Raw genomic sequence first — 26,881 nt, 5'->3', positions numbered from 1 at the left:
ACTAAAAGTGTTACCTATGTTCCCGGTCTGATCTGTCACCTATGTATCCGGTCATACAGTAGCGCCACCGGGCACGTGAGGAGGAGTGACAATGTCACATTTAAACGACGTGATCGCCCGCGTGGATGCCGCCATCGACGAGAGCGTGATTGCCCATATGAACGAACTGCTGATTGAACTGAGCGATGATGCCGAGCTCAGCCGGGAAGAACGCTATACCCAGCAGCAGCGTCTGCGTACCGCGATTTCGCATCACGGTAAGCAGCATAAAGAAGAAATGGACGCGCGGCAGGAACAGCTGACCAAAGGCGGCACGATTCTGTAGCCTCAAAACTGGCGTCGTGCGACCAGCCAGGCCCCGACAACCAGCATCACCGCACCGCACACCGGGCCTGCCAGGGCGCGGAGTGGAACGCCATGGCTTCTCAGAACGTCCATCACCAGCCCACCGATCAGCTGGCTGGCCACCAGTACGGCGATGGTGGTCGCTGCGCCAACGTTCTGATATCCGCTGATACTGGCAAATACGAAAAACGAACCCAGCAGTCCCGGAATAAGCGTCCACCAGCGCACCGTTGCGGCCAGCTCGCTAAACCCGGCGACGCCCTGTTTCAGCAGCAGAATGCTGACAAACAGCACGATGCCGACCAGCGAGTTGAGCAGCATCGCGATCAGAATGGTGGAGGAGGATTGGGTGATGCGCACCATCAAGGTATTCTGCACCACCAGACCGATCCCCGCCGCCACCAGAAATGCCAGCGTCAGTGATTGATTCATGGAATAGCGTCCGGGTCGCTGCGCTCGTCAAGCTGCAGCTGCATAAAGATTAAGTCCAGCCACCGGCCAAACTTGGTTCCCACCTGCGGCATTTGTCCGGTAGTCACGAAACCGAGGGTTTCATGAAGGTGAATGGAGGCCTGATTTTGCGCTTCAATACCGGCCACCATCACATGTTTACCGAGGGTGCGGGCCTCGTTAATCAGCGCTTTCATCAACGTGCGGCCAATCCCCTTGCCCTGATGATCCGGATGGACATAGACCGAATGTTCTACCGTATGGCGGAAACCATCAAAGGCTCGCCAGTCACCGAAAGAGGCGTATCCGGTAATAACACCGTTTTCCTCGCTCACTAGAACCGGATAGCCTGCAAGTGTACGAGCCTCAAACCACGCGATACGGTTATTGGTATCGACGGTTTTATCGTTCCAGATCGCGGCAGTGTGCAGCACCGCGTGGTTATAGATCTCTCCTATCGCAGCGCAGTCTTCTTTGCAGGCATGACGAACGATCATTATGTTCCCTCTGTGTGTTGTTCACTATAGTATTACGTTGTAGATACGATATTACACAACTGCATCGTCCGGGCGCTACGCCATAAGCCCTATTTTTTTGTTATCAGAACCCCATTGAAATGCCATTCATACACTATAGTATGACGTCATGAACACAATAACAGACACAATGAATCAACGAATTAGTGCAAGAATTCGTCTTGAACGCGAGTCCCGCGGATGGTCCCTGAGCGAGCTGGCTGACCGGGCAGGGGTCTCGCGCGCGATGATCCACAAAATTGAGCGCGGAGACAGCAGCCCGACAGCGACTCTTCTTGCCCGCCTGTCCGGCGCGTTTGGCATCAGCATGTCCACGCTGATTGCACGCGCGGAGATGCAGGAAGGTAAACTCCTGCGCCTTGCCAATCAGCCTGTCTGGCGCGACCCGCAAACGCACTATCTCCGCCGTCATGTTTCTCCCCGTACCGATCTGCCCATCGACCTTGTTCAGGTAGAACTGCCTGCCGGGAGCGATGTGCCGATGCCCGCATCGTCTTACGCGCTGGCTCGTCAGCTCATCTGGCTGCAGTCCGGCGAGCTGGTGTTTCAGGAAGGCGACACACGCCACGAGATGCAGGCCGGTGACTGTCTTGAACTTGGGCCGCCAAATGACTGCCGTTTCATCAACGAAACGAATGAAAGCTGTGTCTATCTGGTTGTACGGCTTAACCAGTCGGGCTCGTAAAGGAAGCGATAACGCCGTTCATGAGCCAGGCTGTAATGACATTTGTAGCAGAAGGAGATCCTGATGAATCACGCTGTTTCGCAAAATCGCCGCTGGGTGCTGGCTTCTCGTCCACAGGGCGCGCCGGTCGCGGAAAATTTTCGTCTGGAAACACAACCTGTTCCCACGCCCGTTGAGGGGCAGCTGTTGCTTCGTACCGTCTGGCTGTCGCTGGATCCGTATATGCGGGGTCGCATGAGCGATGCGCCATCCTATTCCCCTCCGGTAGAGGTGGGTGCCGTAATGGTTGGGGGAACGGTCAGCCGCGTTGAGCAGTCAAACCATCCCGATTTCAAACCCGGTGAATGGGTGCTGGGCTACAGCGGCTGGCAGGAATATGAACTTTCGGACGGCAGCGGCCTGGTCAAGCTGGGAGACAATCCGTCTCATCCTTCCTGGTCGCTGGGTATTCTGGGTATGCCTGGTTTTACCGCCTATATGGGGTTACTGGATATCGGACAACCGAAAGCGGGTGAAACGCTGGTGGTCGCTGCGGCGACAGGTCCGGTTGGCGCCACCGTTGGGCAGATTGGCAAAATCAAAGGTTGCCGGGTAGTGGGCGTTGCCGGTGGGGCAGAAAAGTGCCGTCATGCCGTTGATGTTCTTGGGTTTGATCGGTGTCTCGATCACCACGCGGCGGATTTTGCCGACCAGCTGAAGCACGCCTGCCCGAAAGGGATTGATGTCTATTATGAAAACGTCGGGGGGAAAGTCTTTGACGCCGTACTGCCGCTACTGAATACCTCTGCGCGCGTGCCGGTTTGCGGCCTGGTGAGTGGCTACAATGCGACGGGCTTGCCTGAAGGACCGGATCGCTTGCCGCTGCTGATGGGCACCATTCTGAAGAAACGTATTCGGATGCAGGGGTTCATTATCGCTCAGGACTATGGCCACCACATTAAGGCGTTCCAGGACGAGATGGGGCGCTGGGTGCAGGAAGGTAAAATTCACTATCGTGAACAGGTCACGGATGGGCTGGAGAACGCGCCCGAGGCGCTGATTGGCCTGCTGGAAGGTCGAAATTTCGGCAAAGTCGTGATTCGCGTCGCGGGTGACAATAAATAAAAAGCATGATGGCGGGGTTTCCCGCCATATTTATTTGTGAAGATACGATATATTGTCTTTAATTAACGGACATGGTTTTTCGCGCCATCATCCCGGATGCGCCCGAAGCCGATAAAAAATCACAGTTTGCTTTTTTTGCTGTTTTTACGTACTTCCCACCACCAGGCATGACGATACAGGATATATCGAAGCAGCGTCGTTTTATTAAACCGACGCTTAAAAATAGCATTAAGTTTTAGCTACAGGAATTGAACATGCTTGATTTGGATCACTTAGAAAAAGCCCAAAGGATCAGTCTTACCATGCAAGTTGAACTCAGTTTGAAAGGAGCATTAATTACAGGCTCCCTCAAACCTGGCGCACGGCTGATTACGAAAGAGATTGCCGATAAATTGGGAACCAGTATTACGCCGGTCCGCGAAGCGCTGCTGCGTCTGGTGTCGGCAGGGGCATTACACGCTACGCCCGCGCAGGCCTTTCTGGTGCCAGAGGTCACGCTGGATCGTTATAACGAAATTAACGCCATTCGCAAACAGCTTGAGCCCATGGCAGTCGCCGCGGCCTGTCAGAATATGTCTGAGCAAAAGCTGGAGACGTTGCGCAAATTGTCGGACGTATTTCATGAGGCCATGCGCAACGGGAACGTCCAGCAGGCGCTCCATGCGAATCGCGTTTTCCGGTTTACGCTTTATCAGTATGCCGAAATGCCGACGCTGAATGCGTTGATTGAACAGCTATGGGTGCGCATCGGCCCGTGTATTAACTATCTTCACCGTGAGCTTGATGACATCAAAGTGTCGACTTATCACTATGACGAGCTGCTTTCAGCCCTTGAGAGAAGAGATGTTGATGCCAGCCAGAAGGCGATTGATAAGTTGATTGATGAAGCGAATACGCTTTTACAGCGACAATATTTTAACTAAGAGATTATTTAGCAGAGCGACTATATCCCGCACCTAATTATTTATCTGGTGAATAACTCCTGATGGCTTATTGCCATCAGGAGCATTATTTCATTTATAAAATAAACTTTACTTTTTTTCTCACTCGAAGCGATAAGAGACCGACAGACCAACACCGTAGTTACGGCCAGGTGCGGGCTCGTAATAACGCCCGTTCGATTCGTTAACAATAACGGAGCCGACATACTCTTTGTCGAACAGGTTATCTACGCGGCCAAAGACGTCCATCCCCCAGTTGCCATAGTTAAATTTATACCCGGTATTGAGCCCAACCACCGTGTACGACGGCGCTTTCGCCGTGTTTTCGTCATCAGCCATGATGTCGCTCATATAGCGCACGTCAGAACCCGCGTACCAGCCTTCTTCTGGCTGCCAGCCAAACGACGCGAAGCCCATATTGCGGGCAATGCCCGGCATACGGTTGCCATTACAGTCGGCATCGCCGCAGACGTTGGTGCGGTAGGTAGCGTCCAGGTACGTCCACGCCATTTTCAGTTTCCAGTTCTCAGCAAACTGCTGATCGAGAGAGACTTCTACCCCCTGACGGCGGGTTTTCCCGGCATTTTTATAGCTTGTACGACCGCCAGCGCTGGCATCTACCACGATCTCATCATCTGTGTCTGTGCGGAACAGCGCTGCCGTCAGCAGACCATTACCGATGCGGGTTTTGCTGCCCACTTCATAGGTGTTGTTCGTGGAAGGTTTCAGGCCGATGTTCAGGCCGCCCTGATTATCGGCGCGATAAGAAAGTTCGTTGATGGTCGGCGTTTCGAATCCACGTCCTGCGGCCGCATAGAGGTTCCACGCGTCCGTCACCGCATATTTCACCGAGCCTGCCGGGAGCCATTTGTGATAGCTCGCGTCACCGCTGTCATCGCCGTTCCCCGGCGTAACGTAGTGGTCGTTGGAATCGAACCAGACCGAGCTGTAACGCACGCCCGCGTCGACGGAAAGTTTCTGCGTTAACTGCCAGCTGGTTTGCAGATAAGGATCGACGTTCCACATCAGGTTGCGTTCATCACGACGCTTATCGCCTTTAACGCCGTAATCCGGCACGCCGTTGTTCATCACGAAGTTTTCGTACCCGCGACGATCTTCACTCATGTTTTCATAGTTCAGACCGGTGGTGAAGGTGACCGGCACCAGCAGCTCACCACGGTGCGTCCAGCGGGTATCAACGCCCTGATAGTGGCGCTGCATATCAATCACGCCGCCGGAGTGAGAAGGTCGCAGCTGCGGCTGATAAGGAATCGACTGATACTGCGTCATTTCACGCTCACCGGCATACATCATCACGCTCAGATCGTCCTGAGCGCTAAGCTGGCGGTCATAGCGCAGACCGGCCTGGGTCTGCTTGATGGTCTTGCGCGTGTTGTACTGATCGCCGCGCGGAGACTGACGTGGGTTGTTTTGCCATTCCTGATAGCTCAGTCCGCCCGGATCGTTGGCTTTCATGTCCACGCTGTTGAAAATCAGCGTCAGCTTGCTGGCGTCGTCAATGCGTACACCCAGTTTGGCGTTAGCCAGATTCTTCCGCGCGCCGCTGTGGTCGCGGAAGCCTTTGGTGGTGAAGCGGGTAGTCGAAACCGTGTAATCCACGTCTCCCGCATGCGTTCCGTCCCCCATGGCGCCGGTGGCTTTCATTCCATAGCGCCATGTACCGTAACTGCCGTAATAGCTGCTCGCCTCAAGGGTCGGTGGCTGCTGCCCGGTCTGGGTAGTCATGTTAATCACGCCGCCAGAGGCGTTACCGTACAGGGCAGAGAAGGGGCCACGCAGCACTTCAACGCTGTCAATGCTGGAGAGATCGATGTTAGACGTCTGGCCCTGTCCGTCCGGCATGGTGGCAGGGATACCGTCGACATACATGCGAATGCCGCGCACGCCAAACGTTGATCGGGCACCAAACCCACGCACTGAAAGCTGGAGATCCTGGGCATAGTTCTGCCGGTTCTGGATTTGCAGCCCGGGAACGCTGCCAAGCGATTCAGAGAGGTTAATGCGTGGCGTGGCATGACGCATATCATCGCCATTCACGACGCTGACCGCCGCCGGGGTATCAAGCTCTGATACGATTTGCGGCGTGGCGCTGACGATCATGGTTTGTTCCTCTGCGCCGATCGCACTAAGCGGCACAAAAACAACGGGGACCAGCAGCAGCGGGAGAGATGCCTTACGGGCAGAAATGATTTTCATGAGTAAAACCGGTTGTGGTGTGTAAACGAACCAAATGGAACATGTCCATACATGTTAAAGGTTTTGTAAATGTTTTGAAAACTATAACCGCACATTGCGTTAATGAAAGGCGAGAAGGGAAAGAAAAACTCCACTTTTAACTCATTAATGATTACTATTCTCATTATCATAACGGCGACGCCATGACGTTGCCAGCCGGAAGCGATGTCAGCCGTACTCCCATTTTTCAAAAAAGGAATTGTTATGTCTTTACGCCATCTGTGCTCACCGCGACTGAGCACCTCTCTGCTGTCTGCCGCTTTACTGTTTGCCGGAACCTTCCAGGTGCATGCCGCCGAAGAGATGCTGCGTAAAGCAGTGGGTAAAGGTGCCTATGAAATGGCGGTCAGCCAGCAGGAGAATGCGCTGTGGGTTGCGACGTCGCAAAGCCGTAAAACTGACAAGGGTGGGATTATCTATCGTCTTGATCCTGCCACGCTGGAGGTCACGCAGGCCATTCATAGCGATCTCAAACCTTTTGGTGCAACCCTCGACGGCGCGACGCAAACCCTGTGGTTGGGTAACACGATCAACGGTGCGGTGACGGCCATTGATGCGAAAACGGGCGACGTGAAAGGGCGTCTGGTGCTCGATAGTCGCCAGCGCAGCGAAACGGTGAAACCGCTGCAGCCGCGACAGCTGGTGGCGGATGACGCGAGCAACACGATTTACATCACCGGGGTGGGCAAAGAGAGCGTGATTTGGGTGGTGGATGGCGCCACGCTGAAGCTGAAAGGAACCATCGCAAATACGGGTACCTACAGCACCGGGCTGGCACTTGATGCCAGGGCGAAACGCCTTTATACAACGAATGCGGACGGCGAGTTGGTCACCATTGATACCGCCACCAACACCATCCTCAGCCGCAAAAAAGTGCAGGACGACGGCAAAGAACACTTCTACCTGAATTTGAGCCTGGACACCGCCGGTCAGCGTGCCTTCCTGACCGACTCAAAACAGCCGGAAGTGCTGGTGGTGAGCCTGAAAGACGGCAGCGTGATTGAGAAAATTGCGGCGCCTGAATCACTGGCGGTTCTGTTTAACCCGGCTCGCAATGAAGCCTACGTGACGCACCGTGAAGCCGGTAAAGTGAGCGTGATTGACGCGAAGTCTTATAAGGTGACAAAAACCTTCGACACGCCTGTCTACCCGAACAGCCTGGCGCTGTCTGCCGATGGCAAAATCCTGTACGTGACGGTGAAACAAAAATCAACTCGCCAGCAGGAAGCCACTCAGCCTGACGATGTGATTCGTATTGCACTCTAATGTGGGAATTGCCCGGTGGCGCTGCGCTTACCGGGCCTACAAAAACGATAATATGTAGGCCGGGTAAGGCGAAGCCGCCACCCGGCTTTTTTATTAACGCGAGGTCTCTTCCACCAGCGGTGCGTCGTGTTTTTCATCATCAGGATGAACCGGCGCGGTGCTGTGAATTTCGTGAACGCGTTTACGTACGCCGAACCAGCCTGCGATCAGCAATACGGCCAGCAGCGGAATGGTGGCGATGGTATAGGTACCGTTCGGGTAGTCGAACGCCATCAGTACCAGCACGCTAAACAGGAAGAGCAGGGTGAGCCATGAGGTCACCGGTGCGCCCGGCAGCTTAAAGCTGACGTCTGCGGCTTTGCCTTCTTTAATGGCTTTACGCAGGCGCATCTGGCAAACCACGATAAAGGCCCAGGAGGCGATAATCCCAAGTGCGGCCACGTTCAGAACGATCTCGAAAACCTGAGACGGCACCAGATAGTTCAGGAATACACCGAAGACATACACCACCAGGGTCGCCAGAATACCGGCATACGGTACGTGCTGCTTGCTCATCTTCGACATGAACTTCGGCGCAGAACCGCCCATCGACATAGAGCGCAGGATACGACCGGTAGAGTAAAGGCCGGAGTTGAGACTGGAGAGTGCCGCCGTCAGTACCACGATGTTCATGATGCTGCCAACGTAAGGCACGCCGAGCTTAGAGAAGAAGGTGACAAACGGGCTCTGACCAGCCTGATAGGCATTCCACGGCAGCAGCAGAACCAGCAGCACCACGGAACCAACGTAGAACAGACCGATACGCCAGATCACGCTGTTAATGGCTTTCGGCACCATGGTCTGCGGGTCTTTACATTCACCCGCTGCGGTACCGACCAGTTCGATAGAGGCAAAGGCAAACACGACGCCCTGAACCAGAACCAGCGCAGGCAGCAGACCGTGCGGGAAGAAACCGCCGTTATCTGTTATCAGGTGGAAGCCGGTGGCATTGCCATCCAGCGGCTTACCGCTGCCGAGGAACACGGTCCCGACGACCAGGAAAATCACAATCGCCAGCACTTTTACCAGCGCAAACCAGAACTCCATTTCGGCGAACCACTTCACACCGATCATGTTCATGGTGCCGACAATCGCCAGCGCACCAAGGGCAAAGACCCACTGCGGCACGTCACCGAACGCGCCCCAGTAGTGCATGTAGAGCGCAACGGCGGTGATATCGACGATACCGGTCATCGCCCAGTTGACGAAGTACATCCAGCCTGCCACGTAGGCCGCTTTTTCACCGAGGAATTCACGGGCGTATGAAACAAAACTCCCGCTGGACGGACGATGCAGCACCAGTTCACCCAGTGCGCGAAGAATGAAGAAAGAGAAGATCCCGCACACCAGATACACCAGGGCGAGAGCCGGGCCAGCCATTTGCAGACGCGCACCAGCACCTAAAAACAGACCTGTTCCGATAGCGCCGCCGATGGCGATCATTTGCACCTGACGGTTGCCCATCGCTTTGTGGTAGCCCTCTTCGTGGGAGTTCAACCAGCGACGTTTAGCAGCGTGATGATCGGCTGCGCTTTTATTGCTTGTTTTCATTGAGTTACCTGTTTGCCTGTCTGAACCATTATCGTGATAGTCCTGCCTGGCAGAGAGCGATACAAACGATTGCTTCTGCGCAAACACATGTCGCCTTCCCAGTCATTCTGCGTATGGATAAGGCGAAACATGGCGAGGCATCCTACCTGCAATTCATAAGCGACGCAAAATATAACCGTGTCGAAAGTGATGCAGGTCGAAGGAAATCGTGTGGTCAGAGCAGATGAGGATTACAACACGCTGAATCGTGGCGAGTTTTTAGACAGAACTAATAGTGAAGTGCTGCTTTAATCATCAGAAATCCTTAATAATTACGTTGAGGTAGCGCGCAATGAGGCAGCGCGTCACGGGCATTTCATTAACAAAAATAAAACGATATGATCCGAAATGTTTTCTTCAGCATGGCCAGGCGGAACGGTGAAAATCAATATTATCGGTACCAGCGGGAGCGGAAAGAGTACGCTTGCCCGGCGCATCGCGACGGAACTGTCGCTCCCTTATATTGAGATGGACAGGCTCTACTGGCGCCCTGAATGGAAGGGAACGCCCGATGAGGAGCTACTGGAGACGCTGGCAAATACGCTTGCTGCCACACCCGGCTGGGTGCTTGATGGCAACTACAACCGCACGCGCCCGGTGAAATGGCGTGAGGTTGATCTGGTCGTGTGGGTGGACTGCGGTTTTATCCGTACGCTCTGGCAGGCGGTGACGCGCGCGTTTAAACGCGCATGGCACCAACAGGAACTGTGGCCTGGCACCGGAAACTGCGAAAGCTTCCGCCGCTCATTTTTCAGCCGGGAATCCATCATCATCTGGACCCTTAAAACCTGGCGCATTAACCGCGAGCGTTACGACGCTGATATGAAAAACCCGCAATACGCCCACATTCAGTTTGTTCGCATCACCCATCGCCAGGAGGCGGATGCGCTGATTGCTTCGCTGAAAACTCATCCCTAGCAGGGCGCTGTATATCTGATTTCCAGAAAACTAAATGTAAATTAATTGTTTCTCAGTGGTGAAATACGCCTTTAATAATGTCGACATGTTAAGTCAAACGAGAACGCAACATGTCATGGCGAATCAGCATTCTGGACAAAAGCCCCATCGCTGAAAACGAAACGGCTGCCGATGCACTGGCGCGTACGTTAGCGCTGGCGCAGCAGGCAGAAAATCTGGGCTATCACCGCTTCTGGATTGCCGAACACCACAATACCCCTCAGCTTGCCAGTCCCTCGCCGGAGCTGCTGATTGCCTGGATCCTCGGGCAAACAACGCGCATCCGGGTCGGTTCCGGGGGCGTCATGCTCCAGCACTACAGCCCTTATAAAGTCGCCGAGAATTTCAACGTGCTGGCCGCGCTGGCGCCCGGCCGCGTGGATCTTGGTGTCGGAAAAGCGCCTGGGGGATTACCGCTCTCGACCCGCGCGCTGCAGCAGGGGCTGGATCAGCAGGAAAAGGGCAGCTTTGCCGAACAGCTGGCCCAGCTCGATCGCTGGATCCGCCCTGAAAACCACTCTGCGGAGGAAGCCGTTCGCGCCACGCCGCAGCCGCCGGTACCTGCACAGGGTTTTCTGCTGGGCGCCAGCACGGAAAGCGCGCTGCTCGCCGCATCACTCGACTGGCACTTTGTCTTTGCCGCGCATCTGAACGGAGATCCGGAACTGTTACGCGAGGTGGTTTCGACCTGGCGCAAGAACAGCGCGCGGGAGGTGATAGTGGCGGTGCAGGCGATTATCGCGCCGACCCAGGTTGAGGCCGAAGCCCTGGCGCAGAAGGTCGAAGTGTGGGGTGTTGAGCTGGCAAACGGCCAGCGCGTGACCGTCGCCAGCGAGGATCAGGCCTATGCCTTTGCGCGTCAGGCCGGGAGTGAGCCGGTGCGCATCGCCCGTCGCGCCCAGTCGCTGCTGGCGGGGACGGCGGAGTCGGTGCTGGAACAGCTGAACGCGCTACACGCGCAGTGGGGGATCGACGAATTTATCATCGACACGCCGGTTGCGGAGGGGGCAACGCGCGTGCAGTCCCTGCGTTTGCTGGCCGAGGCGCGTCTGAACAGGGAGGTTACCGTATGAGCTTTAGTGAACAACTGATTGCCTGGCGTCGCGAGCTGCATCAGAACCCGGAGCTGTCCGGCCAGGAAGTGGAAACGACCGCTCGCCTGCGCCGGTGGCTGTCAGCCGCGGGCATCACGCCGCTGCCTTACGACCTGCCGACCGGTGTGGTGGCGGAGATCGGGACCGGTAACAAACTGATCGCGCTGCGGGCAGACATTGATGCCCTGCCCATTGAGGAGCGCAGCGGCGTGCCGTTTAGCTCGCAGCAGCCCGGCGTGATGCATGCCTGCGGACACGATATCCATACCAGCGTGATCCTCGGTGCAGCGTTAAAACTGAAAGCGCGGGAAGCCTCGCTTAAGGGGCGGGTGCGTATCCTGTTTCAGCCAGCCGAAGAGAACTTTGGGGGGGCGAAGAGCATGGTGCGGGCCGGTGCCCTGCGGGATGTCAGCGCGATTTTTGGGATGCACAACGAGCCCGGCCTGCCGGTGGGGAAGTTCGCGACCCGTGGCGGGCCGTTCTATGCCAACGTCGACCGCTTCGCGATCCGCATTACCGGTAAAGGCGCGCACGCCGCGCGCCCGCATGAAGGCAACGACGCTATTCTCCTGGCCAGCCAGCTGGTGACCGCGCTGCAAAGCGTCGCCAGCCGCAATGTGAATACGCTGGATTCGGTGGTGCTGAGCGTGACGCGCATCGCCGGGGGCAACACCTGGAACGTGCTGCCGGAAAGCGTTGAGCTGGAAGGTACGCTACGCACTCACCGCACGGAAGTGCAGCAGAACGTGAAGGCCCGCGTGGGGGAAATTGCGGCCGGTTTTGCCAGTGCCTTTAGCGCGCAGATTGATATCACCTGGTTTGCCGGGCCCACTGCGCTGGTCAATGACCAACGCTGGGCCGATTTCGCCACCTCGGTCGCCCGTGAAGCGGGGTATGAAACCCATCACGCCGAGCTACATATGGGCGGAGAAGATTTCGCAGTCTATCTCCAGTCTGTGCCCGGCGCGTTTGTCAGCATCGGCAGCAACAGTCCGTTTGGTTTACACCACCCGGCATTTAATCCGGATGAAGCCTTAATTGAACCCGCTGCCCGCTATTTTGCCCAGCTTGCGGAACACGCCCTGCAACACGTCTGATTAATCATGAGGTAAATATGTCTGCACATCGTCAACTGCGGCTCGGGACCATTTTGCATGGCGCATCCGGAAATATGTCCGCCTGGCGTCATCCGGCGGCCGTCGCGGATGCCAGTATCAATTTTGATTTCGTTAAAGAGACGGCATTAAAAGCGGAAGAGGGCAAACTCGATTTCTTATTCGTTGCCGACGGTCTTTATATTAACGAAAAATCGATCCCGCATTTTTTAAACCGGTTTGAGCCCTTAACGGTGTTATCTGCGCTGGCAAGTATTACCTCGCGCCTGGGGCTGGTGGGAACCTTATCCACCTCCTACAGCGAGCCCTTTACCACGGCGCGGCAGTTCGCCAGCCTCGACCACCTGAGCAACGGACGTGCGGGCTGGAACGTGGTGACTTCGCCGCTGGAAGGTTCAGCGAAGAACTTTTCCCGCGAAAAACACCCGGAACATGCGCTGCGCTATCGCATTGCCGATGAGTATCTGGACGTGGTGAAAGGACTTTGGGACTCCTGGGAAGAGGATGCCTTTATCCGTAATAAAGAGAGCGGTCAGTTTTTTGACCCGGCTAAACTGCACACCCTGAATCATCACGGGGATTTCTTCCGGGTCGCCGGGCCGCTCAATATTGGTCGCACGCCGCAAGGACGTCCGGTTGTCTTTCAGGCCGGTGCGTCGGATGACGGGAAAAAACTGGCGGCAAAACATGCCGACGCCATTTTTACCCATCACGAGACCCTCGAAGAAGCGAAAGCGTTTTATCGTGACGTGAAACAGCAACTGGAAACGAACGGTCGGCGCGCGTCTGACTTACAGATTTTCCAGGGCGTCAGCGTCATCGTTGGAAACGATGCAGAAGACGCTGAAAACCAGTACCAGACTACGGCGGCGCTGGTGTCGATTCACGATGCCCTTAATTACCTTGGACGTTATTTTGAGCATCACGATTTTAGTCAGTACCCGCTCGACGAGCCGTTCCCGGATATCGGCGATCTAGGCAAAAACAGCTTCCGCAGCACCACCGATGAAATTAAGCGTAACGCCCACGAACGCAACTTAACCCTGCGCCAGGTGGCGCTGGAAGCCGCGTCGCCGCGCCCGCGTTTTTCCGGCACGCCGGAAGAGGTTGCAGACGGCCTTCAGGCCTGGTTTGAAGGCTATGCCGCAGACGGCTTCATCATTCAGGGCGGCACGCCGGATACCTTCCCGCGCTTTGTTGACCTGGTAGTGCCCGTTTTGCAGGCCCGCGGGCTGTTCCGTACCGACTATCCCGGCACCACGCTGCGCGACAGCTTAGGTCTGGATCAACCGAAAAACACGTTCACACAACAATAAAAGAGAACACCGCTATGCAGAAAACATCGCTTATTCTGGCGCTCGCGCTGGCCTTTACCCCTGTCGTCCGGGCAGAGAATGTCACGATTAACGGCACTGGCGTGAGTATTGAGGCCAATAAAACGCCGATCAACACCGTCAAAAACGGTGATGCGGTGGCGCAGCTACCGAAGGATTATCGCTTTGCCGTGCCCGGGAAATTTACCGTGGCGGTGGCGGGGCTGAATCAACCGCCGCTTACGGTTTTCTCCGATGACAACAAAACGCTGTTGGGAAGCGAGGTCGACGTCGCTCGCCTGGTGGCTGACAGCCTCGGGCTGGAGCTGAACGTGGTGCCGACCTCGTGGGAAGACTGGCCGCTGGGCGTGGCGTCCGGAAAATACGATGCCGCCATCAGCAATATTACCGTCACCAAAGCGCGCAAAGAGAAGTTTGATTTCGCCACCTACCGTAAGGACTCCCTCGGTTTCTACGTGAAATCGACCAGCCCGATTACCTCGCTTAAAAAAGCAGAGGACATCGCCGGGCTCAGGATTATTGTGGGCTCCGGTACCAATCAGGAAGCCATTCTGCTGGCATGGAATGCCGAGAACCTCAGGAAAGGGCTGAAACCCTTTACTCCGATCTACACCAAAGACGATGCGGCGCAAACGCTGGCGCTGCAGTCCGGGCGCGCGGATGCCTACTTTGGCCCGAACGTGATTGGCGCGTGGAAAGCGGCGCTCAACGGCAAAACCAAACTCGTCGGCAGCGTTGACGGCGGCTGGCCGAAAGCGGCGCATATCGCGGTCACGCTGAGAAAAGGCAGCGGCCTGGTCGAGCCGGTGCAAACCGCGCTTAATGGCGTAATCAAAAACGGCGATTACGACAAAGTACTAAACCGCTGGGGAGAAGGGGTTGAGCGCATTGCTCATTCCGAGGTAAACCCGGCAGGTCTGGGAGATTAAGGAGGCGCTATGCGTGAACAATTTCGTGATGTTTCGCCGGAAGATGCCGAACTGCAGCCGATTATCGAGGGGCTGTTCGGTGAATATGCCGCCCGCTACGGCGACTACTTCTCTAAGGACGCGGAAGTGGAGCTCACGGCGTGGTATTTAGCGCCACAGGGGCTGTTTATCGTGCTGGAACGTGACGAGAAGATTATCGCCACCGGTGCGTACAAACCCTTTGATGAACGGACCGCCGAAATTAAACGCATCTGGACGGACAAATCCCTGCGTCAGCAGGGGCTTGCTGCCCGCGTGGTGCAGGAACTGGAGCGCAGGGCGGTGCAGGCGGGTTACAGCCAGATCTACCTGACGACCGGTTTTCGTCAGCCGGAAGCGGTGCGGCTCTATCTCAGCCAGGGATACCAGCCGCAGTTCGATCTCACCCGTGACCCGGAAGAGTACAGCCAGCCGCCGTTTGACGGTCGGCTGCGTTTCACCAAAACGCTGGTACGTGAAGCGTTCAGTAAAACCGCATGAGGAACGACGATGAGCAACATTGAAACCATTAAGGTGGTCCCGGCGCGTTATCCGCTGCGGACTGTCGGCGCCGTGGTGGCCCTGTTTATCCTGGCCGTTGTGATCCAGTCCGTGGCCTTTAACCCGCGCTGGGAGTGGGCGGTGTTTGCCCGCTGGTTCTTTGACCCGGTGATCCTCGCAGGTGTCGGGCAGACCCTGCTGCTGACCCTGATCGGCACTGCGCTGAGCGTGGTGATTGGCGGCCTGCTGGCCCTGGCGAGACTCTCTTCCTCCTGGCTGTTAAGCAGCCTGGCGTGGGGATACATCTGGTTGTTCCGCTCGCTGCCGCTCATAGTCGTGCTGATCATCCTTTACAACTTTTCCTATCTCTACGACACGCTCTCGCTCGGCGTACCGTTCACCCGCATCACCTGGGGCAGTTTTGAAACCATCAACGTGCTCGGGCAATTTTCTACCGCGGTGGTGGGGTTAACCCTCGTTCAGAGTGCCTATACCGCCGAGATCATTCGTGGCGGATTCCTCGGGGTCGATCACGGCCAGTATGAGGCTGCCGCCGCGCTCGGCCTGCCCGCATGGCGTCGCACGGTGCGGATCATTCTGCCGCAGGCGCTGCGTACCATATTGCCCTCGGGGTTCAATGAAATTATCAGTCTCGCCAAGGGTACGGCGATGGTGTATGTCCTGGCGATGCCGGAGCTGTTCTATACCATCCAGATGATCTACAACCGCACGCAGGAGGTGATCCCGCTGCTGATGGTCGGTGCCGCGTGGTACCTGGCGATCACCACCGTTCTGTCCGCTATCCAGTATGGTGTTGAGCGCGGGCTCGCCCGCAGCGAACGCCGCTCCGCCGTGAACCAGAACAGCGCCATCCGTCGTAGCCGCGCTGTCACCACCACGCCAGCACAGGAGCCTGTCCATGCAAGCCTCTCCTGAAGGACATATTTCAATTACCGGCGTCAGCAAATATTTTGGCCGCCATAAAGCGCTCGACAACGTCACGCTTGAGATCCCGCCGGGCTCCGTAACGGTGATCCTCGGGCCGTCCGGCTCGGGTAAATCGACGCTGCTACGCACCATTAACCACCTGGAGCGCGTCGACGAAGGCTTCATCCAGATCGACGGGGACTATATTGGCTACCGTCGTCAGGGTGACAGGCTTTACGAACTGAAAGAGAACGAGATCCTCAAGCAGCGCGTCAACGTGGGCTACGTATTTCAGAACTTCAATCTCTTTCCGCATCTCACGGTGCTGGAAAATCTGATTGAGGCGCCCATCGCGCATAAAAAGCTCAGCAGGAAAGAGGCGGTGGAAAGGGCATATAGCCTGCTGGATGTGGTGGGGCTGAGGGATAAAGCGGACGCCTGGTCCCGCCATCTCTCCGGCGGCCAGCAGCAGCGCATTGCCATTGCCCGTGCGCTGGCGCTGCGTCCGCGCGTAATGCTGTTTGACGAGCCTACCTCGGCGCTGGATCCGGAGCTGGTGGGGGAAGTCCTGGACGTCATCAAAAAGCTGGCCCGCTCTGGCACCACGCTGGTGGTGGTCACGCATGAGATCGGCTTTGCCCGGGAAGTGGCGGATCAGGTGGTATTTATGGTCGACGGGAAAATTGTGGAGCAGGGCAACAGCGACGACGTTTTAAACCGTCCGTCGCACCCGCGAACGCGCCAGTTCCTCGCTAAAGTGCTGTAAGGAGCGCAGATGAAATATGGATGTCTGGTTGGGTTGTTCTTCACGACGGTGAGCCACGCCGGGATTGATGTGCAGGCCAACGAGCAGCCGCTGCCGGTGACGGTGGATCGGCAGGCGGTGGCGAAGATCCCCGCAAACTACAGGTTTGTTGAGCCGGGAACGCTTACGGTTGCCGTTTCCATGCTGAACTCTCCACCGCTGGCGCTGCTGGCCAGCGACAATCGCACGCGCATCGGTAGCGATCCGGATATCGCCCGCCTGTTGGCGGGTAGCCTGGGGCTCAAGCTGAAGCTGATACCGACGGCGTGGGAAGACTGGCCGCTGGGGATCGCCTCCGGACGCTACGACGTGGCGCTGGTGAACATTGCGGTGACCGAACAGCGTAAAGAGAAGTTTGATTTTGCGACCTACCGCGTCGATTCGCTGGCGTTTTCGGTGAAATCCACCAGCGAGATTCAGTCGATCAAAAGCCCGGAAGATCTGGCCGGGAAAAAGGTGATTGTTGGCTCGGGCACCAATCAGGAGCGCATCCTGCTGGGCTGGAACGAGGAGAACAAAAAGGCGGGACGCGAACCTGCGCTGCCGGTCTATCTCCACGACGATGCCTCGGGCAATCTCTATATTCAGTCTGGCCGGGCGGATGTGTTCTTTGGTCCGCAGTCGGTTTCGTCCTGGAAAGCGGCGCTCACCGGAAAAACGCGCGTCGTGGGGTTAGGCCCAAAGAAAGCCTTTGTCGCCACGACCACGAAAAAGGGGAATGGGCTGGTGTACGCTCTGCAGGCCGCGCTGGACGGGGCGATTGCGCGGGGAGAGTACCAGAAGGTGCTGGCGCGCTGGGGTGAACAGGGCGAAGCGGTCACGCAATCGGAGGTCAACCCGCCTGGGATAACCTACTAATGGTGCTCTACACTTAGGGTTTTCATCCCTGAGGGGGCAACATGATGAAACTTTATGGCGTACCCGGCTGGGGCTCGGCAATCAGTGAAGTGATGCTGACCCTGGCCGATATCCCTTATCAGTTTGTGAACGTGGACGGGTTTGACCAGCCTGGTCTGCAGCGTGAGTTGCTGCAAAAGCTCAATCCGCTGTGTCAGGTGCCCACGCTGGTGCTGGAAAATGGCGCCATCATGACCGAAACGGCGGCGATTGCGCTGATGGTACTCGACCGTTGTCCCGATCTTGCGCCGCCCGTGGGGCAGGCCGAACGCCAGCAGTTTCAGCGTTTGCTTATCTGGTTTGTAGCTAACGTCTATCCCACTTTTACGTTTGCAGATTATCCCGAACGCTGGGCGCCCGACGCACCGGAACAGTTGCAGAAAAACTGCATTGCGTACCGGAAATCCCTCTATTTATGGTTCGAAAGTCAGCTTAAAGCCGCGCCGTTTGCATTAGGGGAACGGCTGACGCTGCTGGATGTGTATATTGCCGTGGCGCGCACCTGGGGGCCTCGTCACGACTGGTTTGCTGCCAATACCCCGAAATTTACGGCGATCGCCGATACCGTCTGTCAGCTGCCAGAACTGCACAAGGTGTTAAAGGCAAATACTATTATCTGATAACGTGAAGCGCTCAACCACAACAGGAAACCTGCATATGCCACACGTAGATATCAAATACTTTCCCCGCGATCTCAACGACGAACAAAAAACCGCGCTGGCGGCCGATATTGCCGAAGTGATTACGCGCCATCTTAACAGTAAAGATCGTTCCATTTCGGTAGCGCTGAATGAAGTTCAGGAAGCAGACTGGAAAGCACAGGTCTGGGATACCGAGATCGCCCCGAAGATGGATGACCTGATTAAGAAACCGGGATATTCAATGTAAGTTTTATGCCGGGTGGCCGCTTCGTCTTACCCGGCTTTGTCTGCCTCTCCAGCCTTCTTTCCGCAAAAAACGATAAAAATAAGTTTAATCTTATCCGGTACACTTTACGTTCCTGACTGACATTTTATAAATCCTTAGGAAAGATCGACAACAGAATCAATTAAGGACAGCAACGTTAAAGGATAATTTTCTCATGACAAAATTACCCCGGTTTTCACCTGCCTTTTTCCATCCTCGATACTGGCTAAGCTGGACAGGCATCGCCGCGCTATGGCTCATTATGCTACTGCCTTATCCGCTGTTATTCAGAATTGGACATCGCCTCGGGCGGCTGGCTATGCGCCTTCTCCCTCGCCGCGTGGCGATTGCCCGCCGCAACCTTGAGCTATGCTTCCCGCAGATGAAAGCAGAGGAGCGTGAAGCCTTGCTGCAGCGTAACTTTGAATCCGTGGGGATGGGGGTAATTGAAACCGGCATGGCGTGGTTCTGGCCCGAGTGGCGGGTGCGTAAATGCTTTACCGTGCGCGGGTATGAGCATATGGAGCAGGCCAGGGCGCAAGGAAAGGGCGTGGTGCTGGTTGGCATGCATTTTCTCACCCTTGAACTGGGCGCGCGGATTTTTGGCATGCTCAACCCGGGGATTGGGGTTTATCGTCCGAATAATAATGCGTTGCTGGACTGGCTTCAGACGCGCGGGCGTCTGCGTTCTAATAAAACCATGCTGGACCGTCATGATTTAAAAGGGATGATCCGCGCCCTGAAGCAGAATGAGATTCTGTGGTACGCCCCGGATCACGACTATGGCAAGGCTAACAGCGTGTTTGCACCCTTCTTTGCTGTCCCGGATGCCGCAACCACGGCAGGGAGCTATATGCTGGTAAAAAGCGCTCAGCCCGCCGTGATTCCGTTCGTGCCGCGTCGCAGGGCGGACGGTACCGGTTACGAACTTATTATTCTTGAGGATATCAGCGCGTCGTTGCAGGGTGCTGACAAAGAGACGGTTGCAACGCAGATGAACAGGGCTATCGAGCGAGCCGTGCTGATGGCACCGGAGCAGTATATGTGGCTCCACCGACGCTTCAAAACGCGCCCGGAAGGCCAGCCGGACAGGTACGCCCGCCGCAAGAGCGTGGCATCGCGAGCTGATATTCTCTCCGCCGACGAGCTTACTGACCGCTCGGGCGTCCAGCACTAAGGGAGCATCCTGCCCTCACCATGCGGTGAGGGCCTGCGGTACGGCGCATAGTCCGCAGGCCACCAGGGCTGCTGTCGAGTATCTACAGTGGCGAGAGATAACAACATGACCGGAAAATTGCGGCCAGCTTTTTTACCGCGTCTTCTATTTCCCTTTCGGTGTAAGCGGCAAATCCCATTAAAAAACCGGTGGATACCGGGCTGACTGCATATAAGCCGGTAAGTCCTAATATATCAATATCAGCGCGACGGGCCGCGGCGGCAATATCCTTCTCGGATAACCCGTGCCTCAGGTGGCAAGGCATCTGCATGCCACCCGCTGGCGTTGCGTACACAACATAATCAGAAAGATACTCGTCCATCAGGCTGGCCAGTTTGTCGCGACGAGCAACATAAACGTTCCTCATCTTGCGAATATAGGCACCAAAATGGCCACCCTCCAAAAATTTAGCCAGCGTCAGTTGAGTTATTGATGCGGTATGGCCGTCCATTAATGTCCTGGCCATGGTAAAGGGCTCGGTCAGTTCTGAGGGGACGATCATGTACGCAATACGTAGCCCGGGGAACAGCGACTTGGTGAACGTGCCGATATAAATTGTCCGGTTGTAAGCATCCAGCCCCTGAAGGCAGGCCATAGGCTTTCCTTCATAGTGAAACTCACTGTCATAGTCATCCTCAATGATCCAGGCGGCGTGACGGTTTGCCCAGTCAATGACGGCCAGTCGTCGGTCAAGAGAGAGCGTCACCCCGGTTGGATACTGATGAGAAGGCGTAAGGTAGATAGCTCTGGCAGGTTCGGTTAGCGAATTAAGTGCGTCAACGGATATGCCTTTTTCATCAAGAGGAACCGGGACAGGGTGCAGTCCGGCAGCCTTAAACGCTTTGTGTGCCCCTTGATAGGTGGGATCTTCAATGACAATACTCTCCCCGTTGTCCAGCAGCACGTGTGAACAGAGCGCTAGCGCCTGTTGAGAACTTGTCAGAACGATCACCTGTTCTGCACTCGCACGTGTCCCGCGCTCAAGATTGACATATTCCGCGATGGCCCGCCGTAAGCGCTCCATGCCCTGCGGTGGACTTTGCTCCAGTATTTTGTGCTGATATTCCTTCAGGACCTGCCGCTGAAGACGCTCCCAGGTTGGAATGGGGAACAGGCGGGTTTCGGGGATACCGGGCGCCAGCGGACGTGGCGAAGAAAACTCGCGGATCCCGCCACTTTCATAGATGACCTTTCCACGGGCGCTAAGTTTTGCTTTTCGTGTTTCCGCGGTTGGCGGATGCTGTCGGATACGTGGTTTTAAAAACCGGGCGCTGGAAGAGACGAAGCTCCCTCTGCCTGTTTGCCGCTCAATAAAACCTTCTGCATGCAGGCTGGAATAGGCTGCTTCAACCGTATCCCGCGAAACATTCAATGAGGTAGCCAGCGCACGTGAAGCAGGAAGCGCCTTACCGTGCGACAAGGTCCCTTCAAGTATCAATGTGCGTATCGCTCTCTGGATCCTTTCATGAAGCGGTAGTGAACCGTTTGCAGGGTCGGAAATCCATGCCTTAACCGTTTCAAGCTGCGCGTGCTTAAACATTATGTTGTCCACTTTTCCCTCTGTATCCCTTGATTCTAAAGCAATAGTGCATGTAGCAGGATGAAAAATTGGTCTGCCTTTATGATGAGAATTGGCGGGGCAAAACGGGCCATTCAGCGAATACACTCTTCCTGAAACAAATACGGGATAAGCACAGAGGCAATATGAATAATACGAGCGTGACCATTGAGGCAGTTAAAGAACGTGATTTTGAAAGCTGGATGCCACTATGGAGAAAATATCAGGAATTTTACAACGTCGATCTATCCGGGGCAGTGACAGAACGAACCTGGCAACGATTTTTCAGCCCCGTTGAGCCAGTATTCTGCGTAGTGGCACGATGCAATGGAGAGGTGGTGGGGTTTGCGCATTATCTTTTTCACCGTTCGACCTGGTCCGAGAGCGATTATTGCTACCTCGAAGATTTATATGTCAGCGATGCAGCAAGGGGCAAACACACGGGCAAACAGTTAATAGAATATGTGCAGAGAGAAGCAAGAAAACATCACGCCAGCCATCTTTACTGGCATACGCATGAAGCCAATTATCGCGCGCAACGATTGTACGACTGGATTGCGAAAAAAAGCGGGATGATTGAATATCGTATGCACGTAAGATAAATCCCTTCGCTGTCCGTGTGCCCCTTAAATTTTTAAGGGGCATTAAACCTGACGTACTCTTATCATTTAGCCTGCATAAGTATCTCCATCAGCCCTGGAAAACGGGTATCCAGATCGTCTCTTCGCAAAGAAATCATGTTTTCTCGTCCCTGCGGACGCTGCCAGATTACGCCGCTGTCCCGCAATACGCGCCAGTGGTGGGTCATGGTGGATTTCACCACATCTTCCGGGCGCAGCGCGTTACAGCTGAGTTCGTCGCCGTCGGCAAGTCGGCGGATAATTGACAGCCGGAGCGGGTTGCCGAGGGCAAACAGCACATTTTCCAGCAGTATTTGTTCAGTTTCAGGGTGGTTTGGGATCATCGTTTTCCTGCGTATGGCGTCAGATTGAGCTATATCAACAATAGGTCAACCCGTAAAAAATAGTTCGATAATACTCGTACAATAGGACTATTATAGCAAACGAACGAATACACGACCATCCCGGTCGTCACAGACAAGTCAGAAAGACTTAAGGAAATAGTATGCCCCGACCCATCCCTCTCGAACGTTATCGCAACATCGGTATCTCCGCGCATATCGATGCCGGTAAAACAACCACCACTGAGCGCATCCTGTTTTATACCGGGATGAGCCATAAGCTGGGTGAAGTACACGATGGCGCGGCAACCACTGACTGGATGGCGCAGGAGCAAGAGCGCGGGATCACGATTACCTCCGCAGCGGTCAGCTGCTTCTGGCCAGGCATGGACAGAGGGTTTGAACCGCACCGGATCAACATCATCGACACCCCGGGGCACGTGGATTTCACCATTGAGGTCGAACGTTCCATGCGCGTGCTCGACGGCGCGGTCATGGTGTATGACTCCGTGGGTGGCGTGCAGCCACAGTCGGAAACCGTCTGGCGTCAGGCGAACAAATACAAAGTTCCTCGCATTGCGTTTGTTAACAAAATGGACCGCCCGGGGGCAGATTTCTTCCGCGTGGTGCGGATGATGCAGGAACGCCTGAAGGCCAACCCGGTGCCGATTGTGATTCCGGTTGGCGCGGAAGAGCACTTCACTGGCGTGGTGGATCTCATCAAGATGCGCACCATTTTGTGGGACGATGCCACTCAGGGCATGGTGTTTACCTATGCACCCGTGCCGGATGATCTCGTCAGTACCGCCCAGGAATGGCGGGAAAAAATGGTCTCTGCCGCGGCGGAAGCCAGCGATGAGCTGATGGATAAGTACCTCGAAACGGGGGATCTGACGGAAGCTGACATTATCAAAGGCCTGCGTATCCGCACCATTTCTGGCGAAATCCAGCCGATGCTGTGCGGCAGCGCGTTCAAAAACAAAGGCGTGCAGCGCATGCTTGATGCGGTGATTGAGCTCATGCCATCGCCGCTGGACGTGCCGGCCATTGATGGCGTGGATGAAAAAGGGCAGCACGCGGAGCGTCATCCGAGCGATGATGAGCCGTTCTCCGCCCTGGCGTTCAAGCTGATGAGCGACCCGTATGTCGGGCAACTGACCTTTATCCGCGTTTACTCTGGCGTGCTGCGTAAAGGCGATGCGGTCTATAACCCGGTGAAAGGGAAAAAAGAGCGTATCGGGCGTATTGTGCTGATGCACGCCAACGACCGTCACGAGGTGGATGAACTGCGCGCCGGGGACATCGCAGCCTGCGTTGGGCTGAAAGACGTGACCACCGGTGATACGCTCACCGACCCGAACGCCGTCATCACGCTTGAACGCATGGAGTTCCCGGATCCGGTTATCTCGCTGGCGATCGAACCGAAAACCAAAGGCGACCAGGAGAAAATGGGGATCGCGCTGCAGCGTCTGGCTGCGGAAGATCCGTCGTTCCGTCTGCATACTGACGAAGAGTCCGGTCAGACCATTATTTCCGGAATGGGTGAGTTACACCTGGAGATTATCGTCGACCGTATGAAGCGTGAGTTTGGCGTCGAGGCGAACATTGGTCGTCCACAGGTGACCTACCGTGAAACCCTGCGTAAGGCGGTGAAGGATATCGAAGGTAAGTTTGTCCGTCAGTCCGGTGGTAAAGGGCAGTACGGCCATGTTGTCCTGAGCCTGGAGCCGACAGAACCTGGCAGTGGCTTTACGTTTGAGGATGCGACAAAGGGCGGCGTGGTGCCACGCGAGTATATCCCGTCCGTTGAGAAAGGGCTGCGGGAGGCGATGAACAGCGGTGTGCTGGCGGGCTATCCGGTTGTCGATGTTAAAGCGACGCTGACGTTTGGCTCGTACCACGATGTCGACTCGTCTGAGATGGCGTTCCGCATGGCGGCAATCCTTGGTTTCAAAGAGGGCGCTCGCAGGGCGGATCCGGTGATTCTTGAGCCGATCATGCACGTGGAGGTGGAAACACCGGAAGAGTACGCCGGTAACATCATGGGCGATCTCTCCTCCCGACGCGGCATGGTGCAGGGCATGGAAGAGCAGTACGGCAGCCAGATTATCCGCGCTGACGTGCCGCTGGCCGAGATGTTTGGCTACGCCACGACATTACGCTCGATGTCCCAGGGACGCGCGACGTATACGATGGAGTTCCATCATTTTGCGGAAGCACCGCGGAATGTTGCGGATGAGATTATTTCGAAGCGCGCGAAGTAGTACGTCAACCCTCTCTCTTATGGGGAGAGGGTTTTTCAATCCAGAGCCTTCACCATCTTCCCGCTCGTCACAAACGTCCCGGCCCCAAGATGATGCAGCGTATTCAGTTTATCCCCGTCAAACTGCCAGCGTCCGGCGACGAACGCGCGCTCATCTGCTGCCGCCGAAACCACTTCGCCAAACAATGTGTCATATTTTTCCGCCGCGGAGGTAACGGGTAATAACCGGCACTCCATCCACGCCAGACATTTTTCTTCGATAACCGGCAGGCCGAGTTCAGGGCCGTTTACGACCGGAATGCCGTAGCAGTTGAATTTGTCCTCGTCGCGCCCGCTGACGCTGCCGACCGCGTAAGTCCAGTTGGCCGCCGCTACGCCGGGAATGACAATCCCAAACTTCCCGCTGCGCTCAATCAGCTCGCGCGACCAGGTACTTTTGTCCACCACGATAGCGATGCGCGGCGGTTCAAACTCCACGGGCATTGACCATGCGGCGGCCATCACGTTGCGTCTGTCGAGAGATTCGTCCCGACTGGTAATCAGTACGGTAGGACCGTGGTTCAGCAGGCGGCTGGCATGACGCAATTCAACAGGGCGAAAGTGGCTCATAGGATCTCCTCATCTACACGATGAGTATGGCGAAAAAGCACGTAAATCAAAATGAATGCGTAAAATTAGTTTATAAACAGAACATCACCCTCAAAGGAAACTGATGCATGTCCCCATTTCTGACTGGCTATTTCGTGCGTATCGGCTGGACGCAACCCACACGGGTAGATATCGATACCCTGCGCGCGCTGCATTTACACCACAACTGCGCCATTCCATTCGAAAATATTGATGTCGTCCTGCCGCGCGAAATTCATCTTGAAGATCAATGCCTGGAGGACAAACTGGTGACCGCGCGCCGCGGGGGATATTGCTTTGAGCAAAACGGCCTGTTTGAGCGAGTCTTGCGTGACGTCGGGTTTACGGTGCGCAGCGTGCTCGGGCGCGTGGTCCTGGCGAATCCGTCGCAGATGCCGCCGCGTACGCACCGCCTGCTGCTGGTCGAGCTTAACGGTGAACGCTGGATTGCTGACGTTGGGTTTGGCGGCCAGACGCTGACGGCGCCGATTCGTCTGCTGGCTAACGAAGAACAGGAAACGCCGCACGGGCAGTATCGTCTGCTGAGCGAGGGGAACGACTGGGTGCTGCAGTTCCGCCATCATGAACACTGGCAGTCGATGTATCACTTTGACCTGACGACGCAATATTTCAGTGATTATGTTATGGGGAACTTCTGGTCGGCGCACTGGCCGCAATCGCATTTCCGCCATCATCTGTTGATGTGCCGCCATCTGCCGGACGGCGGCAAGCTGACGCTGACCAACTTCAACTTCACCCACTGGCAGAATGGCCATGTGGAGGAGCAGATCCATTTGCCGGATGCAGAGGCGCTGTATCAGCTGATGCAGTCGCGGTTTGGTCTTGGGGTTGACGATCCGAAGCACGGCTTTACACTAGCAGAATTGACGGCGGTGATGGCGGGGTTTGATACGCATCCGCAGGCAGGAAAATAGCCCGGTGGCGGCTACGCCTTACCGGGCCTACATGGGTTCAAACGTAGGTCGGGTGAGGCGCCGCCACCCGACAACATAAAAGGCATACTGATATGGAAATCTTGATTCGGAATAAATTTAGTTCTGTGGGAATGTTGCTCGGTGTTATTGCGCTGCTTCTCTCCTTAGCTCAGTTCACCCTCGGTCCGTTTTCTTCAAAGTCGACAGTGCTGGAAGTTGTTGTGGCTGAAAAGGTTTCGGCAGTAAAAAAAGGAATAATGGCTGGTTTAAAAGGAGAGCAGCCGATCGTTGAGACGAAAAAGAAACCGGTAGATATCGACCGGTTACTGATCGCCAGCGGAATAGTGTTGTCTGTCATGTCCCTTGGACTTGCTTTCATTAGTGGCCTGCGTAAAGAGAACAAATGGACCGTGAGTGGGGCACTCTTTTTTTCCGGGGCCACGATCGCTTTTCATGCGGCGTTACTGGCTTTTGGTCTCATCATTGCGGTTTTAGTTCTGATGTTAGTTGTTTCAATCATAAGCGGAAGCACTCCGTTCTGACCTTATAGCCCGGTGGCGGCTACGCCTTACCGGGCCTGGAAGGGATCGAACGTAGGTCGGGTAAGGCGTAGCCGCCACCCGACA

Annotated in this window: 26 protein-coding genes and 1 pseudogene; 20 read left to right on the top strand and 7 right to left on the bottom strand. The window is 55.7% G+C overall.

Annotated elements, in window-relative coordinates:
- Positions 1-91 precede the first annotated feature (91 nt).
- Entirely contained in the window at positions 92-325 is a 234-nt protein-coding gene (locus ACOTYN_RS14140) for a YdcY family protein (protein ID WP_014883950.1), read from the top strand.
- Positions 326-327: 2 nt separating this feature from the next.
- On the opposite strand, the gene ACOTYN_RS14135 is transcribed toward ACOTYN_RS14140, so the two are convergent.
- Both ACOTYN_RS14135 and ACOTYN_RS14130 read right to left on the bottom strand, forming a co-directional pair.
- Positions 328-777, bottom strand: a complete 450-nt coding sequence (locus ACOTYN_RS14135; protein WP_014883949.1) for a DMT family transporter — start codon at positions 775-777, stop codon at positions 328-330.
- Positions 774-1,292, bottom strand: a complete 519-nt coding sequence (locus ACOTYN_RS14130; RefSeq protein ID WP_045135200.1) for a GNAT family N-acetyltransferase — start codon at positions 1,290-1,292, stop codon at positions 774-776. The genes ACOTYN_RS14135 and ACOTYN_RS14130 overlap by 4 nt, the downstream gene beginning before the upstream one ends.
- A 148-nt stretch (positions 1,293-1,440) precedes the next feature.
- Between ACOTYN_RS14130 and ACOTYN_RS14125 the strand changes: the two genes are divergently transcribed.
- The 3 genes from ACOTYN_RS14125 (at position 1,441) to ACOTYN_RS14115 (ending at position 4,043) form a co-directional block, all read left to right on the top strand.
- Positions 1,441-2,016 (top strand): helix-turn-helix domain-containing protein, encoded by a 576-nt coding sequence (locus tag ACOTYN_RS14125; RefSeq protein ID WP_014883947.1) that lies wholly within the window; start codon positions 1,441-1,443, stop codon positions 2,014-2,016.
- Positions 2,017-2,079: 63 nt separating this feature from the next.
- Positions 2,080-3,120, top strand: coding sequence for an NADP-dependent oxidoreductase (locus ACOTYN_RS14120; protein WP_071922193.1), 1,041 nt, complete (start codon positions 2,080-2,082; stop codon positions 3,118-3,120).
- A gap of 254 nt (positions 3,121-3,374) precedes the next feature.
- Positions 3,375-4,043 (top strand): GntR family transcriptional regulator, encoded by a 669-nt coding sequence (locus ACOTYN_RS14115; RefSeq protein WP_014883946.1) that lies wholly within the window; start codon positions 3,375-3,377, stop codon positions 4,041-4,043.
- 120 nt (positions 4,044-4,163) lie between these two features.
- Here the strand turns inward: ACOTYN_RS14115 and pqqU are convergent, their stop codons facing one another.
- Positions 4,164-6,278: a TonB-dependent receptor PqqU gene (gene pqqU, locus ACOTYN_RS14110; RefSeq protein ID WP_248180365.1), complete on the bottom strand. Its 2,115-nt coding sequence runs from the start codon at positions 6,276-6,278 to the stop codon at positions 4,164-4,166.
- A 243-nt stretch (positions 6,279-6,521) separates the two neighbouring features.
- On the opposite strand from pqqU, the gene ACOTYN_RS14105 reads away from it, so the two are divergent.
- A complete protein-coding gene (locus ACOTYN_RS14105; RefSeq protein ID WP_045135531.1) occupies positions 6,522-7,583 on the top strand; it encodes a YncE family protein in 1,062 nt (353 codons plus the stop codon).
- Positions 7,584-7,676: 93 nt separating this feature from the next.
- On the opposite strand, the gene ansP is transcribed toward ACOTYN_RS14105, so the two are convergent.
- The gene (gene ansP / locus ACOTYN_RS14100; RefSeq protein WP_014883943.1) at positions 7,677-9,173 is read right to left on the bottom strand and encodes an L-asparagine permease; all 1,497 of its coding nucleotides are present in this window, start codon (positions 9,171-9,173) and stop codon (positions 7,677-7,679) included.
- 417 nt (positions 9,174-9,590) lie between these two features.
- On the opposite strand from ansP, the gene ACOTYN_RS14095 reads away from it, so the two are divergent.
- From ACOTYN_RS14095 to ACOTYN_RS14045, 11 genes and pseudogenes are all read left to right on the top strand, one after another.
- Entirely contained in the window at positions 9,591-10,130 is a 540-nt protein-coding gene (locus ACOTYN_RS14095) for an AAA family ATPase (RefSeq protein WP_071922196.1), read from the top strand.
- Between the two features lie 110 nt (positions 10,131-10,240).
- Positions 10,241-11,242, top strand: a complete 1,002-nt coding sequence (locus ACOTYN_RS14090) for an LLM class flavin-dependent oxidoreductase (protein WP_023330493.1) — start codon at positions 10,241-10,243, stop codon at positions 11,240-11,242.
- Positions 11,239-12,360, top strand: a complete 1,122-nt coding sequence (locus ACOTYN_RS14085; RefSeq protein ID WP_332957907.1) for an amidohydrolase — start codon at positions 11,239-11,241, stop codon at positions 12,358-12,360. The genes ACOTYN_RS14090 and ACOTYN_RS14085 overlap by 4 nt, the downstream gene beginning before the upstream one ends.
- A gap of 17 nt (positions 12,361-12,377) precedes the next feature.
- Positions 12,378-14,641 (top strand): annotated as a pseudogene (locus ACOTYN_RS14080) (NtaA/DmoA family FMN-dependent monooxygenase).
- Between the two features lie 9 nt (positions 14,642-14,650).
- Positions 14,651-15,160 carry a GNAT family N-acetyltransferase gene (locus tag ACOTYN_RS14075; protein ID WP_014883937.1) on the top strand — a complete coding sequence of 170 codons (510 nt, stop codon included), beginning with the start codon at positions 14,651-14,653 and terminating at the stop codon, positions 15,158-15,160.
- Positions 15,161-15,169: 9 nt separating this feature from the next.
- The gene (locus ACOTYN_RS14070; protein ID WP_071922199.1) at positions 15,170-16,096 is read left to right on the top strand and encodes an amino acid ABC transporter permease; all 927 of its coding nucleotides are present in this window, start codon (positions 15,170-15,172) and stop codon (positions 16,094-16,096) included.
- The gene (locus tag ACOTYN_RS14065; RefSeq protein WP_071922200.1) at positions 16,080-16,853 is read left to right on the top strand and encodes an amino acid ABC transporter ATP-binding protein; all 774 of its coding nucleotides are present in this window, start codon (positions 16,080-16,082) and stop codon (positions 16,851-16,853) included. The genes ACOTYN_RS14070 and ACOTYN_RS14065 overlap by 17 nt, the downstream gene beginning before the upstream one ends.
- 9 nt (positions 16,854-16,862) lie before the next feature.
- On the top strand, positions 16,863-17,750 hold the full coding sequence (locus tag ACOTYN_RS14060; RefSeq protein ID WP_023330487.1) for an ABC transporter substrate-binding protein: 888 nt from the start codon (positions 16,863-16,865) through the stop codon (positions 17,748-17,750).
- Between the two features lie 41 nt (positions 17,751-17,791).
- Positions 17,792-18,409, top strand: coding sequence for a glutathione S-transferase family protein (locus ACOTYN_RS14055; RefSeq protein ID WP_071922201.1), 618 nt, complete (start codon positions 17,792-17,794; stop codon positions 18,407-18,409).
- Between the two features lie 37 nt (positions 18,410-18,446).
- The gene (gene pptA, locus ACOTYN_RS14050; protein ID WP_014883932.1) at positions 18,447-18,677 is read left to right on the top strand and encodes a tautomerase PptA; all 231 of its coding nucleotides are present in this window, start codon (positions 18,447-18,449) and stop codon (positions 18,675-18,677) included.
- 193 nt (positions 18,678-18,870) lie between these two features.
- A complete protein-coding gene (locus tag ACOTYN_RS14045; RefSeq protein ID WP_023337344.1) occupies positions 18,871-19,872 on the top strand; it encodes a Kdo(2)-lipid IV(A) acyltransferase in 1,002 nt (333 codons plus the stop codon).
- Positions 19,873-19,954: 82 nt separating this feature from the next.
- On the opposite strand, the gene ACOTYN_RS14040 is transcribed toward ACOTYN_RS14045, so the two are convergent.
- On the bottom strand, positions 19,955-21,451 hold the full coding sequence (locus tag ACOTYN_RS14040) for a PLP-dependent aminotransferase family protein (RefSeq protein ID WP_014883930.1): 1,497 nt from the start codon (positions 21,449-21,451) through the stop codon (positions 19,955-19,957).
- Positions 21,452-21,615: 164 nt separating this feature from the next.
- Here ACOTYN_RS14040 and ACOTYN_RS14035 point away from each other — a divergent pair, with 164 nt between their 5' ends.
- Positions 21,616-22,071 carry a GNAT family N-acetyltransferase gene (locus ACOTYN_RS14035; protein WP_023337343.1) on the top strand — a complete coding sequence of 152 codons (456 nt, stop codon included), beginning with the start codon at positions 21,616-21,618 and terminating at the stop codon, positions 22,069-22,071.
- A 62-nt stretch (positions 22,072-22,133) separates the two neighbouring features.
- Here the strand turns inward: ACOTYN_RS14035 and ACOTYN_RS14030 are convergent, their stop codons facing one another.
- The gene (locus tag ACOTYN_RS14030) at positions 22,134-22,433 is read right to left on the bottom strand and encodes a helix-turn-helix domain-containing protein (RefSeq protein ID WP_332957921.1); all 300 of its coding nucleotides are present in this window, start codon (positions 22,431-22,433) and stop codon (positions 22,134-22,136) included.
- A 161-nt stretch (positions 22,434-22,594) separates the two neighbouring features.
- On the opposite strand from ACOTYN_RS14030, the gene fusA reads away from it, so the two are divergent.
- Positions 22,595-24,694: an elongation factor G gene (fusA, locus tag ACOTYN_RS14025; RefSeq protein ID WP_071922202.1), complete on the top strand. Its 2,100-nt coding sequence runs from the start codon at positions 22,595-22,597 to the stop codon at positions 24,692-24,694.
- 35 nt (positions 24,695-24,729) lie between these two features.
- Here fusA and ACOTYN_RS14020 read toward each other — a convergent pair whose 3' ends face one another.
- Complete coding sequence (locus ACOTYN_RS14020) at positions 24,730-25,302, bottom strand: flavin reductase family protein (protein ID WP_023330480.1); 573 nt, start codon at positions 25,300-25,302, stop codon at positions 24,730-24,732.
- Positions 25,303-25,409: 107 nt separating this feature from the next.
- Between ACOTYN_RS14020 and nhoA the strand changes: the two genes are divergently transcribed.
- Both nhoA and ACOTYN_RS14010 read left to right on the top strand, forming a co-directional pair.
- On the top strand, positions 25,410-26,255 hold the full coding sequence (nhoA, locus tag ACOTYN_RS14015) for an N-hydroxyarylamine O-acetyltransferase (RefSeq protein WP_071922203.1): 846 nt from the start codon (positions 25,410-25,412) through the stop codon (positions 26,253-26,255).
- Positions 26,256-26,347: 92 nt separating this feature from the next.
- Positions 26,348-26,797, top strand: a complete 450-nt coding sequence (locus ACOTYN_RS14010; protein ID WP_047344336.1) for a hypothetical protein — start codon at positions 26,348-26,350, stop codon at positions 26,795-26,797.
- The last annotated feature ends 84 nt before the right edge of the window (positions 26,798-26,881 follow it).

Source organism: Enterobacter cloacae complex sp. IR5458 (genome assembly GCF_049238025.1).
Classification (GTDB): domain Bacteria; phylum Pseudomonadota; class Gammaproteobacteria; order Enterobacterales; family Enterobacteriaceae; genus Enterobacter; species Enterobacter kobei.
Note: the sequence above shows the minus strand (reverse complement) of the source record. Positions and strands in the feature narration are given on the sequence as shown.